The sequence below is a fragment of the Raineya sp. genome, from assembly GCF_053497555.1.
The window spans coordinates 43,598-61,627 of the sequence record NZ_JBRCWE010000023.1; the positions used below are offsets into that span (position 1 = coordinate 43,598).

Consider the following 18,030-nt stretch of genomic DNA (forward strand, 5'->3'; position numbering starts at 1 on the left):
AGTGACGAAGAGATTGTCTGAAATTTGCTAAAATCTATAAAAATGTGTTCGCTTCGGCTCCGCTCGGCTACCTCAACTAAAAAAAAGGTTCATTTAGGCTTCTGGTTGGTGAGCGGAGCCGAACCACGCTCAATGAACCTCCTTATCCATTCTTATCTTTTCGCTCTTGCTTCTTGGGGTTTATCCAATAGTAGTTGTGCCTTGATAGCTTCTATTTCTGCCTTCATCTTTTCTATTTCTGCTTTTTGCGTTTTTAAAGAGTTATTTTCCGCTTCTAAGGCTTCTATTCTTTGTTTTTGGTTTTCGATGAGTTTTTGTTGTTCTTGGATAGCTTTTATCATGGGCATCATAAAATCTACATACCGCAGGCTATACACTTCTTTTTCGTTTTTGGGAATATCTATACCTGTAAAATGGGTGTAGCCACTGGCTTTCATAGCTTCTTCTACTTCTTGGGCAAGCAGACCTACAAAGCGAGTATGTTGGATTTGCTTATGGTCAATTTTTTTCAAAAGACTATCAGGCGTGCCCCAGATTTGGTGCAAAACTTCGGGGTTTTCGCTGTAGCTTACGGGGCGAAGTTTCAAAATAAAATCTAAGCCCTTTACATCATCAGTAATGTTGGTTTTGAAACGTTGGTCGGAGTATGCCGTAATGCCTGTTACTTGGGCTCGGATTTGTGTAATAGCTGTATTGCCTAATAATACCTGATTATCGCCTGTATTTTGAGCATTGGCAATACCATAGCCAAGCATTGAAACATTGGTACGATTTACGGTAGGATAAGAATTACCTCCAACAAAAGTACATTGGTTAAAATCTACATTAGTAGCTCCATATCCTGCATAGTAACCGAGGGCTACATTATTTGTTCCCCCTTGATTAAAAAAAAGAGCATTAACGCCACTAGCAGTATTTTGGTTACCAGTTGTGTTGGAGTTCAGGGCAGAACGCCCAATGGCAGTATTCTGATTCCCCGTTGTATTAGAAAAAAGGGTATTAACGCCACTAGCGGTATTCTGAGTGCCTGTTGTGTTGGAATGAAGAGCTTGAAAACCATTGGCGGAATTTTGATTCCCTGTTGTATTGAAATAAAGAGCATTAACACCACTAGCGGTATTCTGAGTGCCTGTTGTGTTGGTAAAAAGGGCTGCACGACCATTAGCCGTATTATCAGAACCCGTCGTATTGGAATTAAGAGCAGAGCGACCATTGGCGGTATTATTATTACCCGTTGTATTGGAATAAAGGGCATTAACGCCACTAGCGGTATTCTGAGTGCCTGTTGTGTTGGAATACAAGGCTTGATAACCACTGGCAGTATTATTATTCCCCGTGGTGTTGGAAAAAAGAGCATCACGACCGGTGGCGGTATTAACAGAACCAGTTGTATTATAGTAAAGAGCATTTACTCCATTTGCGGTGTTATCAAAACCTGTTGTGTTGGAATAAAGGGCTTGAAAACCATTGGCTGTATTATTATACCCTGTGGTGTTAGCATAAAGAGCCTGCAAACCAGTAGCGGTGTTATAATTCCCCGTAGTATTAAAACGAAGTGCAAAATTTCCTATTGCTGTATTAGCAATACCATTGTTCGTAGCTGTTGGTTGATTCGAATACAAGGCTTCAAAACCTATGGCTACATTATCACTAGTCCAAGCTACGCCACCATTATTAAAAGATTGACTAAACAAAGCATTATTACCTATTGCAACATTTCTTGAAGCCGTAGTGTTATACAAAAGAGCATTTGTACCATTAGCGGTGTTATTACTCCCCGTTGTGTTGGAATAAAGAGCCTGCAAACCATTAGCGGTGTTATAGCTCCCTGTTGTGTTAGAAAAAAGTGCCTGAAATCCACTAGTGGTGTTAAAATCTCCAGTAGTGTTAGAATAAAGAGCATTCCTACCATTAGCAGTGTTATAGCTTCCTGTTGTGTTGGAAAAAAGTGCAAAATTCCCTATCGCTGTATTGTTAATGCCATTGGTTGTAGCTGTTGGCTGATTGAAATACAAGGCTTGATAACCAATGGCTACGTTATGAGAGTTCCAAGCTGTACCACCATTGTTAAAAGACTGGGTAAACAAAGCATTATATCCAATTGCTATATTTCTTGAAGCAGTAGTGTTAGAATAAAGAGCATTAACTCCATTAGCGGTGTTGCTACTACCCGTTGTGTTAGAATAAAGAGTCTGCAAACCATTAGCGGTGTTGTTACTACCCGTTGTGTTAGAATAAAGAGCATTTACACCAGTTGCGGTGTTATAATTTCCCGTAGTGTTAAAACGAAGTGTAAAATTCCCTATTGCTGTATTAGCAATACCATTGGTTGTAACTGTTGGTTGATTCGAATACAACGCTTCAAAACCTATTGCAACATTATCACTGTTCCAAGCTGTACCACCATTGTTGTAAGATTGTGAGAATAAAGCGTTTCTTCCGATGGCTATATTTCGACTTGCAGTAGTATTTAAGTAAAGGCTACCAGAGCCAATGGCGGTATTATAGTTACCTGTTGTGTTGGAATAAAGAGTATGGAATCCATTGGTGGTATTTTCAATGCCTGTTGTATTGGAATAAAGAGACCTGTGTCCATTGGCGGTATTCCAATTACCTGTTGTGTTGGAATAAAGGGCTTCAAAGCCTATCCCCGTGTTATTTGTGGCTGTATTTGAATTTCCTGCCTGATACCCCAAGAAGGTGGGTCCGTTACTATCTATACGCCCTGCTTTTTGGTTATTAACCTGAAAATTCAAGGGTACATTATCCGTAGTACCCAAAAAATGTGTGCCATCGATTGTACCTGCATTGCCTGTAAGTAACCAGCCTTCGTTGCCATTTGTCAATTTTCTCCAAGTGCTACTTGGCAAATCATAATACCAAAAACCGGTGCTACCATCAATTTGGTAAATGAGCAATCCATTGGCGGGGGTAGCAATGGCTCCTCGCTGGGCGAGTGTCATTCGGGGTATCAGCAATCCTTTTTCAGTAGATTTTACATCAAGCATTGCCGAATTGTCGGGGGCAGAGGCATCATTATTGATACCTACTCCTTGAGCCAATGTTTGTTTCCAACAACAAACCAAGACGATGGATAAATAAAGTGTTCTCATAAGAGAAGATTTTAGTGTAAAAACTTGATGTAAAGAAAAAGGAAATCAGTAGCAGGGGCAAAAATAGATGAGCGAAAGCCCCAAAAAAGGAGTTGAAATGTAGAATAATGCCAATAAAATGTGTGTGGCTATAATGAAATGTAGAGAGAGAAATTCATTTCAAGAGATTACAAAACCTTAGCCAATATCAGCGAAAGGGTGAAAAGGTTTTTTTATAGTGAATAAAACTTACACTTTCTTAAAAAAATCTTTCCCAAACCCCCATAAGAACCATTTTTTAGAGGGGACATCAGTTTCTTCGTTGGGCGGCTCGGAGGCATATTTGGTGGCTTCTACGCTGTAAAAGGCTTTGGGGTGATAGCTACGAACAATTTCTACAAGTTCTTTAAGGTCTTTGCGTTCAATTACTGAAAAAATGAGATTTACATTGCCTTTATGTCCTTCGGCTTGCAGGCTCGTAAAGCCAAAACGAGTGCCTCGTAAATGATTGAGCAGGGCAGTGGCATCTTGGCGGGTAATAAAACGAACAATTACCTTTCCTACTGCCAAACGATTTTCCAATGTCATTCCGATAAAAGTGCCTGTCGCATAGCCGCCTGCATAGGCAATGTAAGCAAAAGGTGTTTTTACATATTTGAAAATGCTTGCTATCACCGTAAGCCAAATCAGCGACTCGCAAAAGCCTAAAAAGGTAGCAAGATACTTTCTGCCATTCATCATCAGCAGTATCCGAATGGTACCAATAGAAACATCAGTGATGCGAGCCAAAAAGACAATCAGCGGTAAAATAAGCCATTGAAAAAGGCTTTCCGAAACGCCAAGATTCTCAAAAAACGCTTGCATAGTAGGTATAAATTTCAAAACATTAAAGGCTTGCGTTTGAGTTTTTAGGCTTGGAGAGTGTATTTCTAACGACCTTTGTTTTTATCCAATTCTCCAAAAACTCTCTGCAAAAGGGCAGTAGTGCGAGCAATAGGATTTTGGCGAATTTTGCTCTCTTCTTGGGCAATACGCCAAAAGAGTCCGTCAAGAGCTTTTTGGGTGGTGTAAGCCCCCAAATCGGCGTTGATAGGCTCACGAACTCCCAAAAGGGCACCTGCATTGCTATTGGCGAGCTTGTTGTACGGATTGACAAGTGCCGCCCAAGCCTGCGTAGCACCTACTTTGCTCAAAGCATTGTTGATTTTAGGGCTATATGCTTGCACAAGTTTTTGAAAAGTTTTTTCACGCAAATAGTTGGTTGCGGCGGTTTCATTGCCAAAAAGTATATTTTTGGCATCTATGATAGTCATAGACGTAATGGCATCTACAAAAATAGGTTTGGCTTCGTTAGCGGCGTCTTCGGCGGCACGATTCATTTTCAAGACGGCTTCATCTATGAGTTTTTGCCCTTGTGGAATATGTTTAACGATTAAATCTTGCACTTTTTGGGCTTCGGGGGGCAAAAGTATCTTAATGGCTTGATTGCCAAAATAGCCGTCAGTTTTGATTAGCTCATTTACACCATTGCTGATGCCTTGCGTAAGGGCTTCTTTCAAGCCATTAGCTATTTCTCCCTCTGTAAGTGGCTGATTAGTAGGCAAGTTGCTCACTACACCTTGCAAAGTGCTACAAGCATTTAGGATAAGACTTGCCACAAAAATAAACAAGAACTTTTTCATTTGTGCAAAATTTAAGGTTTTCAAAACAATTACTCAGTTTCTAATATTTCTAAAACTTCTGCCAAGTGGTCAAAATCTTTGAGTCCGGGGGCTATTTCTGCTGAACCTTTGAGCGAAAAGCCTTTGAAAGAAGTTTCTGATAAAATTTTTTCTACTTCAACAGCGGAAAAATCACCTTCCAATAAAATAGGATATTTTTCTGCAAATTCTTGGCAAAAATTTATATCTGTTTTTGAAAAAACAAAATAATGTATCCATTTACGCCACAATTCTGCATTTTGGCTGAAAAGTTCTTTGTTTTTTACTTTCCAAAGCAGTTTTACAGGTAAATTTTCGCTGAATTCTGCGTTCTCAATAAGCATAGCGAGTAAGTGTTCGTCTTCAATTTCAAGGGCATTGCAAGGATATTTTTCTAAAATACTTTGTAGCTCTTGTAAGGAGCATTGGGCTATTTCCAAAACAAAGTCCGCACCTGAAATCCAAGAAGTAATTTCCTGATAAGTTTCGGCAGAAATGTAACTCTCTTGATGCTCTTGTACGCTGAAACCTAACATTTCTACGCCCATTCCTGCCGCATAACGAGCATCAGAAAGGTTGGTAATGCTACTTACTTTGATAGTACAACGCAAAGCCATTTTCTTGTTTTCTTGCAAATTTAGCCAAAACTTCAAAAGAAATAGCTTTTTTGAAGGTTTTTTTACAAATTTGCGTTTCAAAAAATTTTAAGCCTTGATAGCTCAATTTTTACAACTCATTCGTAAGGAATTTCTTTTAGAGTGGCGACAGAAATATGCTCTCAATAGCTTGCTTTTATACGTGAGCAGTGCTATTCTGATAGTGTATTTGAGTTTTAACTTGGAAACGCAAAAAGTAGAGCCAATTACTTGGAACACACTTTTCTGGCTTATTCTGCTTTTTTCCTCTTTCAATGCAATAGCCAAAGGTTTTATGCAAGAAAAGGCAGGTAGGCTCTTCTATTATTATATGACACTCAACCCTTACTTGCTGATTTTGGCAAAAATTACCTACAATGCACTTTTGATGCTTCTGATAAGTTTGGTGGGTTTGGGTGGTTACATTTTGTTTATGGGCAATCCTGTCCAAGATTTTCCCTTTTTCTTGTTGAACCTTATCTTGGGGGCTTTGGGTTTTGCTTCTACACTGACAATGATTTCTGCTATAGCGTCCAAAGCTAATAATAACGCTGTACTTATGGCAATTTTGGGCTTTCCCGTGATTTTGCCAATGTTGCTTTTGCTTATCAAAGTATCCAAGAACGCAATGGACGGACTTGCCCGAAGCAGTAGTACCGAAGAAATTTTTGTGCTTCTGTGTATCAATGTGATTGTGGTAAGCGTTTCTTATTTGCTTTTTGGTTTTTTGTGGAGGAGTTAGAATTTTGTATTTTTGTTAAAATTTGGGAAAAATGGAAAGAGTTGGAACTTTTCAAATAAATTCTATTGTGCAGGGCGATTGTGTGGAATTGCTGAAAAAATTGCCTGATAACTCAGTGGATTTAATATTTGCCGACCCTCCCTATAATTTGCAACTGAATGGAGAACTTTTTCGCCCTAATCAGACCAAAGTAGATGCGGTAAATGATGAATGGGATAAATTTGATTCTTTTCAGAGTTATGATGAATTTTGTCTGCAATGGCTTTCTGAATGTAGAAGGGTGCTGAAAAATACAGGAAGTATTTGGGTAATAGGAACTTATCATAATATTTTCAGAATAGGTGCTATTATGCAAAATCTTGGATTTTGGCTTTTGAATGATATTGTTTGGATAAAAAGCAATCCAATGCCCAATTTCAAAGGCACACGTTTCAATAATGCTCACGAAACACTTATTTGGGCAACTAAATCAGAAAACTCAAATTATACATTCCACTATCATTCTATGAAAGTTTTGAACGATGATTTGCAAATGCGTAGTGATTGGCATATTCCGATTTGTCAAGGAGAGGAAAGAATAAAGGTGAATGGCAAAAAAGCCCATTCTACGCAAAAGCCAGAGGAATTGCTTTATCGGGTAATTATATCTACTTCTAATGTTAATGATATAGTTTTAGACCCTTTTTCGGGTAGTGGTACTACAGCGGCGGTTGCCAAACGTTTAGGTAGAAAATTTTTAGGTTTTGAAAGAGAAGAGTTTTACATACAAGTGGCTAATGAACGATTGCATAAAATTGTTCCTTTGGAAAACCCGCTTTTGGAATATAAAATAGAAAAACGTAAGCCGAAAGTTCCTTTTGGGAATTTAATTGAAAAAGGCTTAGTAAAAATAGGTGAAACTTTGTATTCTAAAAATCAGGTCTACCAAGCTACGGTGCTTGCTGATGGCTCTTTGGAGCATCAGGGCTTAGTAGGTTCTATTCATAAAATTAGTGCGACAATTTTAGGTAAAGAAAGCAATAATGGTTGGGCGTTTTGGTATGTCAAACGGAATAACACCCTTGTAAGCATAGATGATTTTAGGTATTTGTACGAAAAAAAATACTATAATACAGATTTACATCAGCCCACCCTTTTTCAAACACAAGATTTATTTGATTATGAAGCTAATGGATTATAGTAAATTTCAACAAATATTGAACGAAAATATTTTTGAGAGGTCAAAAGTAGTTTTACTTGAAAAAGTAGCTCAATATCCTCATAGATATGTTGGCTTGTTTCGCCCTACCAAACCCAAAGCTAAAATAATGCAAAACCTTTTACAATCTCACGAAATACGTTTTGGTGATGCACTGGAAAAGATTGTAGAAGAGTATTTGTTAATTTTGGGGTGTGAAATTTTACCCAAACACTTTCAAATGAACAATGGAGAAGATTTAAAGATAGACCTGTGTTTCAGGTATAGAGACAAAATTTATTTTATTGAGCAAAAGGTTAGAGATGACCACGACTCCACTAAAAAAAGAGGACAAATAGAAAATTTTGAAAAAAAGTTAAATGCTATGCTCAAAATGTATAGTGAACAAAATTTAATCGGTATTTTTTATTTCGTGGATTTTGCTTTAACTAAAAATCACAATTATTATCAGGAGCAGTTGAAAAAAATGCAGAATGACTACAAAGTAGAACTTCAAATACTTTATGGAAAAGAATTGTTTGAATACTTGCAAGTTCCATACGTTTGGATGGAGATTGTCAATTATTTGGAGATATGGCGAAAGAATATTCCTGAAATTCCAGAAATTAACTTTGATTTAGAGGCGGAGCAAACTTTTGAGGAAATTAAAAATATGGAACCAGGTGTATTTAGAAAACTTTTCTCTAATAAACAGGTTTTTGAGGAGATTTTACTAACGCTATTTCCCGAAAAAAGAACTTTAAGATTGTTGCTACAGCATTTCCAAAAAGAAGAAAAGCATATTTATCAAACTTTGGCAGAAATGCTAATGCTCAAAATTGGCTAATTGTACCCTTCTTCATACCCGCAAAATAATAATTTTATGAAACTAGCTATTGTAGGTGCTACGGGCTTGGTCGGTAGCGAAATTTTGAAAGTTTTATCGGAACGGCGTTTTCCGTTTAGTGAGTTGTACTTGGTGGCTTCGGAGAAATCCGTAGGTAAGGAAATTGAATTTGAGGGCAGAAAATATGCTGTAATGAGTATTGAAGAGGCTATCAGCCGAAAACCAAATTTGGCTATTTTTTCGGCAGGTGGTTCTACTTCTTTGCAATATGCCCCTAAATTTGCTGAGGTAGGTACTACCGTGATAGATAACTCTTCGGCTTGGCGAATGGATAAAGATAAAAAGCTGATTGTCCCCGAAGTGAATGCCCATTTGCTTAGCAAAGAAGATAAAATTATTGCCAATCCTAATTGCTCTACTATCCAGATGGTAGTGGCTTTGTTTCCTTTGCATTTGCAGTACGAAATAAAGCGTATTGTAGTTGCTACGTACCAGTCGGTTACAGGAACAGGGAAGGCGGCAGTTGACCAACTTTTTGGCGAAAGAGCAGGTATTGAAACTAAAAAAGTATATCCGCACCCCATAGACCTCAATGTACTGCCTCATATTGATGTGTTTTTGGAAAATGGTTATACCAAAGAGGAAATGAAAATGGTCAATGAAACTAAGAAAATTTTAGGTACAGACAAAATTGGCGTAACAGCGACCACGGTGCGTGTGCCTGTAATAGGCGGACACTCGGAGGCGGTAAATGTGAGTTTTCATAAAGATTTTACCCTTGACGAGGTGCGAGAAATTTTGAGTAAAGCTCCTGGTGTGGTGGTAGTAGATGATGTAAAAAATAATCGTTATCCTATGCCTATGCTTACCAAAGGCAGAGATGAAGTCTTTGTAGGTAGAATTCGCCGAGATGAATCGCAAGAAAATACGCTTAATTTGTGGATTGTGGCAGATAATTTACGAAAAGGTGCCGCAACTAATGCCGTACAAATCGCCGAATATTTATTGGAAAAAGCACTGCTTTGAAAAATATTTTTGTAAAAATTCTTTTTTTTGCCAAAAAATTCGTAATATAGTGCCTTGAAACTCTTATTATGGTACAACCTTAACCCCATAGATTATGAAGAAAATATTTTTACTCTTTACTTTGGTGCTTTTTTTGGGTGTAGCTAATGCTCAATCGCAAGCAAATGCGGAGCAACGTGCTACTGCTATCACAGAGCGTATGCACAAGTACGCTAATTTTAGCCCTGAACAAAAAAGCCAAGTGTATGCAATCAATTTAGATGTAGCTCAAAGAATGATACAAGTGCAAAACCAAGTACAATCTGGTGCTATTACAAAAGAGCAAGCCCGTGAGCAAAGAAAAAATCTTAACCAAGAGCGTGAAACTCGTATCGTAGCTATTCTTACACCTCAGCAAAGAGCTATGTACGAAAGAAAAAAACAAAGACGCGGTCGTGGTGGAGATGATTTTGAAGCAACTGCTCCTCGTATGATTAGAGGCAGATAAAAAAGACTGTTTTTCATAAATACTAATTGTTTTTTGAAACCTTTGCCGCTTTTTAAGTGGCAAAGGTTTATTTTCTTGCCAAAACTTTGTAATTATTTATGTTCAGAAAGTTTAAATGTTTAAGCGTTTGAATTAAAATTTTTATTCCGTCTCAATATCCATTATTCCAAATCCTTTTTCCTGCTTCTTGTTTTGTTTCCTGTTTCCATACTACAAATTAGACCTAAACAATTACAAAACTTTTTTGTAGCTTTGCCGAAAACATTTATTGTATGAAATTTGCTACCAAAGCCATTCACGCAGGCGTTGAGCCCGAACCACATACAGGAGCTGTAATGACGCCCATTTTTCAGACTTCTACCTATGCCCAAGAAGCACCGGGTAAGCATAAAGGTTATGAATATTCTCGTACACACAACCCTACGCGTACTGCCTTGCAAAACAATCTTGCCGCCCTTGAAAATGGCAAATTTGCTTTTGTATTTGGAAGTGGGCTTGCCGCTACCGATACGCTGCTGCGTACCTTTCGCCCCGGCGACGAAGTGCTTGTAACAGATGACCTCTATGGTGGTACTTATAGACTTTTCGTGAGAGTAATTCAGCATTTTGGCTTGAAATTCAAGTTTATACCAATGCAAGATGCTCAAAGCATTGAAAGCCATATCACCCCTCAAACCAAACTCATCTGGATTGAAACGCCTACCAATCCTTTGATGAATATTATTGATATTGAAGCTATTGCAAAAATTTCTAAAAAGCATAACATTACGCTTGCCGTAGATAATACTTTTGCTTCACCTTATTTGCAAAATCCTTTGGATTTGGGTGCAGATGTGGTGATGCACTCGGCTACCAAATATTTAGGCGGACACTCAGACGTGGTAATGGGGGTACTCATCACCAATCGAGAGGATTTAGCTCAGGAATTTGGATTTTTGCAGAATGCCGTAGGAGCTGTACCTGCACCTATGGATTGTTTCTTGATGCTTCGTGGCATAAAAACCTTACACTTGCGTATGCAACGCCATTGTGAAAATGGTGCAAAAATTGCTCATTGGCTTCGTTCTCACCCCAAAGTGGAAAAAGTTTTTTGGTGTGGCTTTCCTGACCACCCCAATCACGAAGTAGCCAAACGCCAAATGCGTGATTTTGGAGGCATGGTGTCTTTTATCTTGAAAGGAGATGATTTGGAAGAGGCAAAACGTGTAATGAGCAGTTTCAAGGTTTTCACATTAGCCGAGTCGCTGGGTGGAGTGGAGTCGCTTTGCACACACCCTGCCACAATGACTCACGCAAGTATTCCCAAAGAACAACGCGAAAAAGCAGGGCTCAAAGACACGCTTATTCGTTTGAGTGTGGGTGTAGAAGATGTAGAAGACTTGATAGACGATTTGAAACAAGCGATTGGATAAGAAAACAACTGCCCAAAATCTTTGGGCAGTTAGTTTTTTTCTTTTAGCGTATCATTAAAATTTCACGATACTTGGCAAGAGGCCACATTTCATCGCTTATGGTAAGTTCTAATTTATCTACGGCGTAGCGAATAGGCTCAAAAAATCCCTTTACCTCTTTGCTATAAATTTCAGCACGCTTGCGAGTATCAGCGGAGTTATTGGCTACTTTGCGGGTATCAATCATAGCCTTGACATTTTTTTGCAAATCATTTACGTAGCCTGCAATTTTTTTAATCACAACCATTGTGTTTTCTACCAAGGCATCTTCAATTCCCAAAGCTTTTAAGCTACGTACATATTCTACGAGTTTGTTTTGGTACGAAATAGCCGTAGGAATAATATGATTGATAACCAGTTCGCCCATCATACGCGACTCTATCTGAATTTTTTTGATGTAATTTTCTAATAAAATTTCATAGCGAGCCTCTAATTCTCGGTGTGAAAGCACCTGATGTTTTTCAAAAATTTCAATAGTTTTCTTACTTACAAAAGCCTCTAATGCCTCAACACAAGAAGTAATATTCGTAAGACCACGTTTTTTGGCTTCTTTTTTCCACTCTTCCGAATAGCCATCACCTTCAAAAATCACTTTTTTGCTTTCTTTGATGTAGTTTTTGAGTACATTGATGATAGCGGCTTCTTTCTTTTCGCCTTTGGCGATACGTTTATCTACTTCTTCTTTGAAAATTTGTAACTGATGAGCCACAATGGTATTGAGTACAATCATATTAGAGGCACAATTAGCCGAAGCTCCTACGGCTCTGAATTCAAATTTATTGCCCGTGAAAGCAAAAGGCGAAGTACGATTGCGGTCGGTATTATCCAAAAGTACAGGAGGAATTTTGTTGATACCTGTTTTCATATAGATATTTTCTCCTTTGCTCACTTTGATAGTAGCTTTTTTCTCCAATTCCTCTAAAATTTCGTTCATCTGCTTGCCAATAAATACAGAAATAATGGCAGGAGGAGCCTCGTTAGCACCCAAGCGGTGTTCGTTTCCTGCCGACATAATGCTGGCTCGCAACAAATCGGCATTGTCGTGTACAGCTTTTATGACATTGACAAAAAAAGTGAGAAAACGCAAATTCTCTTTGGCTTTGGTGCTGGGAGCGAGCAAATTGATACCTGTATTGGTTTGCAAAGACCAGTTGTTGTGTTTTCCACTGCCATTGATACCTGCAAATGGTTTTTCGTGAAATAGTACCTTCAAGTCGTGGCGGTCGGCGACTTTTTCCATTACGTCCATCAGCAGAAGGTTATGGTCAATGGCTAAATTGGCTTCCTCAAAAGTGCAAGCACACTCAAATTGGGCAGGAGCTACTTCGTTGTGCCGAGTGCGAATAGGAATACCCAATTTCAAACATTCAATCTCAAAATCAACCATAAAGGCACGTACTCGTGAAGGAATAGAGCCAAAATAATGGTCTTCCAGTTGTTGTCCTTTGGCGGGAGTATGTCCGAAAAGCGTTCTACCTGTCGAAACCAAATCGGGACGGGTATAATACATTGCCTTATCTACCAAAAAATACTCTTGTTCGGGTCCGAGAGTAGCAATAACACTGCTCACATCACTTTCAAAATATTGAGCTACGGCGGTAGCGGCTTTGTCTATGGCGTGCAAGGCTTTGAGCAAAGGCATTTTGTAGTCCAATGCCTCACCTGTGTAAGAAACAAATACCGTAGGAATACAGAGGGTTTTCGTGCCGTTATCTTCCATAATAAAGGCGGGTGAGGTAGCGTCCCAAGCTGTATAGCCGCGAGCTTCAAAGGTAGAACGAATACCACCACTTGGAAAAGAGGAAGCATCGGGTTCTTGTTGGGCAAGTGCCGAACCTTTGAACTTTTCAATGGCTTTTCCCTCTTTCTCTAAATCAAAAAAAGCATCGTGTTTTTCGGCAGTGCTACCTGTAAGCGGCTGAAACCAGTGGGTATAATGGGTAACTCCTTTACTCACAGCCCAGTTTTTCATACCCGTTGCTACATCATCGGCGAGTTCCAAACTGATAGGTTCACCTTTGGCAATCGCAGATTTGAGTTTTTTATAGGTATCGGCACTCAAATACTGCTTCATAGCCTCGTCGTTGAATACATTACAACCAAAATACTCTGAAATTTTTTCAGAGGGTGGTGTAACTTTCACAAATGGACGGTCTTGGGCTTGTTTTATAGCCTCAAATCTTAAAATTGACATATTATTTTTGAATTTAAGGTTTAATTTTGAGGCAAAAATCAGAAAAAAATATATTTTTTACAAAAATAAGGCTATTTTTTTTACCTAAATTTTTCAAAATTTACTTTTTGGAAATTGAAAAATGCTTGTTAATTTTGAAAAATGAAAAAGAAAAAATATGCGTATAGATATTATCAGTGTAGTTCCTTCGCTTTTAGAAAGTCCTTTTTCTCATAGCATACTTAAAAGGGCAATTGAAAAGGGTTTGGTGGAAATTGTTGTGCATAATTTGCACGATTATGGATTTGGAGGCTATAAGCAAGTAGATGATTATCCTTTTGGTGGAGGTGCGGGAATGGTGATGATGATAGAGCCTATTGATAAATGTATTTCTTTGCTAAAATCCCAAAGAAGCTATGATGAAGTTATTTATCTGACACCAGACGGAGAGCGTTTTACTCAAAAAACTGCCAATGAACTTTCTTTGAAAAACAATTTGATTTTGCTCTGCGGTCATTACAAGGGGGTTGATGAGCGTGTGCGAGAGCATTTTATTACACGTGAGATTAGTATTGGTGATTATGTGCTTTCAGGAGGGGAACTGGCGGCGGCAGTAGTAGCTGATGCTGTTATTCGTCTTATTCCAGGGGTACTTTCCGATGAAACTTCTGCTCTTACCGATTCTTTTCAGGATAATTTGCTCGCTCCGCCTGTTTATACACGCCCCGAAGAATATAAGGGATGGAAAGTGCCAGAAATTTTGCTTTCGGGTAATCACAAAGCCATAGAAGAGTGGCGTTGGGAGCAATCTTTGGAGCGTACCCGCCAGAAACGTCCCGATTTGCTCAAAAATTTTTGGCAAGATTGAAAAGAACTTTCTTTTCACTTTTCAAATTTTTCTTTACTTTTGGATAAAATCTAAGTTTGGCTATGCAAATTCTCAATCCGCTGTATGATGTTGTGTTCAAGTATTTAATGGAGGACAACAAAGTTGCCAAACTTTTGCTTTCGGCTCTCATTGGGCAAGAAATCTTGGAACTTATCTTTTTGCCACAAGAATTTCTTGCTGATTTTGACTTTGAGGAAGCCCGAAAGCGTCAGCAAGAAAACCCCAGCATACAACTCACCTCAGGACTTACCGTCTATCGCATAGATTTTTCTGCTAAAATTCGCACCGAAACAGGAGAGGAAAAAATCATTATTATTGAGGTGCAGAAAAGCAAGCTCACCAGCGATATGATACGATTTAGAACCTATTTGGGCAGTCAGTATGCTAAAAAAGAGTATTTTTATTGGGTAACTTCTCGCAATACAGGCAGACGATACAAGGCAGGCTTGCCCATTTATGCGATTTTCTTTTTGGGTTATGGATTGGAAGAATACGCAGGTGTGCCTGTCATTGAAATTGATAACTGCGTAAAAGACAAACGAAACGGCGAAATTATTGGCGAAAAAGGGCATTTTATTCCTGCTTTATTTCATAAAGGAATTGTTGTAAATATCCCATACCTAAAAGAACGCTATCAGAGCGATTTAGAAAAAATTTTGAGTATCTTTGACCAAAACAACCGAAGCGAGGATTTTCATATCTTGAATGTAAAAGAAGAGGATTTTCCTGAAAAATATCGTCCGATTATACGAAGATTGCAAGCGGCGGCACAAGAAAAAACCTTACGTAACAAAATGATTGCCGAAGATGATTATCTGACTGAAATGAACGAATACGAAGAGGAAATTAACGAGCTAGAGAAAAAAGTAGCAAGCATTGAAGAGGAAAAGCAGAAATTACAACTTGAAAAAGAGGCTCAAAAACTTCTTGCTGAGCAAGAACGTCAAAAGGCTGAACAGGAACGTATAAAAGCTGAAAAACTGGAACAAGAAAAAGTGCAAACTATTCGCCTAATGATAGAAATGGGTATCCCTTTGCAAACTATTCAAGAAAAGCTCAATATCAATGAGGAATTTTTACGAAAAAATAACCTAATCAAATAAAGTCTAATTGCAGGAAATTTCAAACTATGCAAATTCTCAATTCTTTAAACTATTTCAACGAAATAAATGAATACAAAAAAGAAATCAACGAGTTAGAGAAAAAAGTAGCAAGCATTGAGGAGCAAAAGCAGAAATTACAACTTGAAAAAGAGGCTCAAAAACTTCTTGCTGAACAAGAACGTCAAAAGGCTGAACAATTAGAACAAAAAATGCTTACAATGATACAAAATGCTTTACAGAAAGGTATAAATATTACAGAAAGTGAAACAATCTTTGGGGTTGATAGAAGTTTTTGAAAAGCACAAACTGATTTGATTTTATGGGAGCAAAAGAAAATGCACATTACCAGCCTGAACCACTTTTGGAGGTAAAAAATCTTAGTATCACTTTTACAACTTCCAAAGGGGTAATACAAGCTGTAAAGGACGTAAATTTTACTGTGTACAAAGGAGAAACTTTGGGAATAGTAGGAGAGTCGGGTTCGGGGAAGTCGGTATCATCTTTGGCGGTGCTTAGGCTCATTCAGGAAGGAATCGGGAAAATTACAAGTGGTGAAATTATTTTCAATTCGCCTAAATATGGTAAGATAAATCTTTTGGAACTTACCGAAGCCCAAATGCGAAAAGATATCCGGGGCAACGAAATAGCTATGATTTTTCAAGAGCCAATGACTTCGCTCAATCCTGTTTTTACTTGTGGAGAGCAGGTCGTAGAAACTATTTTGTTGCACCAAGAAGTTTCTCGCGAAGAAGCTAAAAAAAGGGCTATCAGTTTGTTTGAAAAAGTAAAACTTCCAGAACCCGAACGCATTTTCAAAGCCTATCCTCACGAGATTTCAGGTGGGCAAAAACAGCGTGTAATGATTGCGATGGCTCTTTCTTGTGAGCCTGCTTTACTGATTGCCGATGAACCAACCACAGCCCTTGATGTAACAGTGCAGGCAGAAGTTTTGAAACTTATTCAAGAATTGAGCAATGACTCGGAAATGTCGGTAATGTTCATTACTCACGATTTGGGGGTAATTGCAGAAATTGCCGATAGAGTGCTGGTGATGTATAGAGGAAATATTTTGGAAAAAAATGATACTTGGGAACTTTTCTATAATCCCAAACACCCCTATACCAAAGGCTTACTTGCCTGCCGACCTCGCTCTAATATGAAAATGAGAGTTTTACCTGTGGTTGCCGACTTTATGGAAGTTTTGCCCACAGGAGAGATTATTGAAAAAAACAGATTGGGCTCAGTAGGGGAGGCTCTTGTGATGAACGTAGAAATAGAGGAGGACATCATTGAGCGAAAAAAAGAAATTTCTTTGCAAAGTAAGCCTATTTTGGAGGTGAGGAACTTAAAAAAATATTTTCCTGTAAAAACCAAAGGCATATTCAAAAAAGAAGTCTTAGAGTATAAGAAAGCAGTTGATGATGTCAGCTTTAATGTGTATCAGGGAGAAACCTTGGGGCTTGTGGGCGAATCGGGCTGTGGCAAAACTACTTTGGGGCGAATGATTTTACATCTCATTCCGCCTACGGAAGGCGAAGTGATTTTTGAGGGGAAAAACATTTTTGCCCTCAAACCTGACGAAGTAAGGCAATTGCGAAAGGATATGCAAATTATTTTCCAAGACCCTTATTCTTCGCTCAACCCACGTATGCCCGTAGGTATGGCTATAATGGAGCCTATGCGGCTTTTTGGCATTGGTAAAGATGATAAAGAACGTAAAGAAAAAGTGATAGAGTTGCTTGAAACCGTGAGCCTGAAAGCATCGCACTTCAATCATTATCCTCACGAATTTTCGGGGGGGCAACGCCAGCGTATTGCTATTGCAAGAGCATTGGCAGTAGAGCCTAAATTTATAGTTTGTGATGAGTCGGTTTCGGCTCTTGATGTTTCGGTACAAGCACAAGTGCTTAATCTGCTGAACGAATTGAAAGAAAAATATCATCTTACCTACATTTTCATTTCACACGACCTCTCGGTAGTGCGTTTTATGGCAGATAGGATTTTGGTAATGAACAAAGGTAAAATTGAGGAAATTGGCTATTCGGAAGATATTTACAACAGCCCTCAACAGCCCTACACCAAAAGACTTATCAGCTCTATTCCCGAAAGCGATACAGAGGAAATTCGTAAAATACAAGCTCGCCGTAAAGAAGCACGCTTGGCTCGTTGGCAAAGCAAACAAGTCGGTACTTAAGTTGTTGAGAAACTTTGCAGAGTTTGAAACTTTGAACCTAAAAATAGAGTTACGTTCAAAATATTTTGATAGCCTCAATGATTGAAGTTAGAAAAATACAAAACCAAGAAGATTTAGAGAAAGCCTTTGCTATCCGCAGAGAGGTATTTGTAAAGGAGCAAAATGTGCCTGCCCAAGAAGAGTACGACAATCACGAAAACGAAAGCAAACATTTTTTGGCTCTTTGCAATGGAGAGCCTTGCGGTACTGCTCGGTGGCGTTTTACGGAAAAAGGCATCAAATTAGAGCGTTTTGCAGTGCTTGCTCCTTATCGCAGGCAGAAGGTTGGCAAAGCTATTGTAGAAAAAGTTTTGCAAGATGTAAAAAATGATAGTAATTCTGCGGAAAAAATGATATATTTGCACGCCCAAGTGCAGGTGGTAGGGTTTTATGAAAAATTTGGATTTGAAAAATTTGGAGAAAAGTTCCAAGAATGTGAAATTTGGCATTATGCAATGAAACTTAAAATATAAAA

General features: G+C 38.5%; 16 protein-coding genes. 11 read left to right on the plus strand and 5 right to left on the minus strand.

Features of this window, described 5'->3' with window-relative positions; translation table 11 throughout:
* Positions 1-152: 152 nt before the first annotated feature.
* From ACWITO_RS02760 to ACWITO_RS02775, 4 genes are all read right to left on the minus strand, one after another.
* Positions 153-3,113, minus strand: coding sequence for a tail fiber domain-containing protein (locus tag ACWITO_RS02760; protein ID WP_448528481.1), 2,961 nt, complete (start codon positions 3,111-3,113; stop codon positions 153-155).
* A gap of 228 nt (positions 3,114-3,341) precedes the next feature.
* Positions 3,342-3,956 (minus strand): DUF2179 domain-containing protein, encoded by a 615-nt coding sequence (locus ACWITO_RS02765; protein ID WP_448528482.1) that lies wholly within the window; start codon positions 3,954-3,956, stop codon positions 3,342-3,344.
* A 65-nt stretch (positions 3,957-4,021) separates the two neighbouring features.
* Entirely contained in the window at positions 4,022-4,774 is a 753-nt protein-coding gene (locus ACWITO_RS02770; RefSeq protein ID WP_448528483.1) for a DUF4197 domain-containing protein, read from the minus strand.
* Between the two features lie 29 nt (positions 4,775-4,803).
* Positions 4,804-5,445 (minus strand): hypothetical protein, encoded by a 642-nt coding sequence (locus ACWITO_RS02775; protein WP_448528484.1) that lies wholly within the window; start codon positions 5,443-5,445, stop codon positions 4,804-4,806.
* A gap of 61 nt (positions 5,446-5,506) precedes the next feature.
* On the opposite strand from ACWITO_RS02775, the gene ACWITO_RS02780 reads away from it, so the two are divergent.
* The 6 genes from ACWITO_RS02780 (at position 5,507) to ACWITO_RS02805 (ending at position 11,118) form a co-directional block, all read left to right on the plus strand.
* Entirely contained in the window at positions 5,507-6,169 is a 663-nt protein-coding gene (locus ACWITO_RS02780) for a heme exporter protein CcmB (protein WP_448528514.1), read from the plus strand.
* A gap of 31 nt (positions 6,170-6,200) precedes the next feature.
* The gene (locus tag ACWITO_RS02785; protein WP_448528485.1) at positions 6,201-7,349 is read left to right on the plus strand and encodes a DNA methyltransferase; all 1,149 of its coding nucleotides are present in this window, start codon (positions 6,201-6,203) and stop codon (positions 7,347-7,349) included.
* A 16-nt stretch (positions 7,350-7,365) separates the two neighbouring features.
* Positions 7,366-8,193: an HpyAIV family type II restriction enzyme gene (locus ACWITO_RS02790; RefSeq protein ID WP_448528486.1), complete on the plus strand. Its 828-nt coding sequence runs from the start codon at positions 7,366-7,368 to the stop codon at positions 8,191-8,193.
* A gap of 36 nt (positions 8,194-8,229) precedes the next feature.
* Positions 8,230-9,219, plus strand: a complete 990-nt coding sequence (locus ACWITO_RS02795; protein ID WP_448528487.1) for an aspartate-semialdehyde dehydrogenase — start codon at positions 8,230-8,232, stop codon at positions 9,217-9,219.
* Positions 9,220-9,313: 94 nt separating this feature from the next.
* The gene (locus ACWITO_RS02800; protein WP_448528488.1) at positions 9,314-9,706 is read left to right on the plus strand and encodes a hypothetical protein; all 393 of its coding nucleotides are present in this window, start codon (positions 9,314-9,316) and stop codon (positions 9,704-9,706) included.
* Positions 9,707-9,978: 272 nt separating this feature from the next.
* Positions 9,979-11,118 (plus strand): cystathionine gamma-synthase, encoded by a 1,140-nt coding sequence (locus ACWITO_RS02805; RefSeq protein ID WP_448528489.1) that lies wholly within the window; start codon positions 9,979-9,981, stop codon positions 11,116-11,118.
* Between the two features lie 43 nt (positions 11,119-11,161).
* Here the strand turns inward: ACWITO_RS02805 and ACWITO_RS02810 are convergent, their stop codons facing one another.
* Entirely contained in the window at positions 11,162-13,351 is a 2,190-nt protein-coding gene (locus ACWITO_RS02810; RefSeq protein ID WP_448528490.1) for a glutamine synthetase III family protein, read from the minus strand.
* A gap of 157 nt (positions 13,352-13,508) precedes the next feature.
* Between ACWITO_RS02810 and trmD the strand changes: the two genes are divergently transcribed.
* The 5 genes from trmD (at position 13,509) to ACWITO_RS02835 (ending at position 18,028) form a co-directional block, all read left to right on the plus strand.
* Positions 13,509-14,198: a tRNA (guanosine(37)-N1)-methyltransferase TrmD gene (trmD, locus tag ACWITO_RS02815; protein WP_448528491.1), complete on the plus strand. Its 690-nt coding sequence runs from the start codon at positions 13,509-13,511 to the stop codon at positions 14,196-14,198.
* A 62-nt stretch (positions 14,199-14,260) separates the two neighbouring features.
* Positions 14,261-15,322: a hypothetical protein gene (locus ACWITO_RS02820; protein ID WP_448528492.1), complete on the plus strand. Its 1,062-nt coding sequence runs from the start codon at positions 14,261-14,263 to the stop codon at positions 15,320-15,322.
* Between the two features lie 26 nt (positions 15,323-15,348).
* Complete coding sequence (locus ACWITO_RS02825) at positions 15,349-15,618, plus strand: hypothetical protein (RefSeq protein ID WP_448528493.1); 270 nt, start codon at positions 15,349-15,351, stop codon at positions 15,616-15,618.
* Positions 15,619-15,641: 23 nt separating this feature from the next.
* The gene (locus ACWITO_RS02830) at positions 15,642-17,516 is read left to right on the plus strand and encodes an ABC transporter ATP-binding protein (RefSeq protein ID WP_448528494.1); all 1,875 of its coding nucleotides are present in this window, start codon (positions 15,642-15,644) and stop codon (positions 17,514-17,516) included.
* A gap of 77 nt (positions 17,517-17,593) precedes the next feature.
* On the plus strand, positions 17,594-18,028 hold the full coding sequence (locus ACWITO_RS02835) for a GNAT family N-acetyltransferase (RefSeq protein WP_448528495.1): 435 nt from the start codon (positions 17,594-17,596) through the stop codon (positions 18,026-18,028).
* The last annotated feature ends 2 nt before the right edge of the window (positions 18,029-18,030 follow it).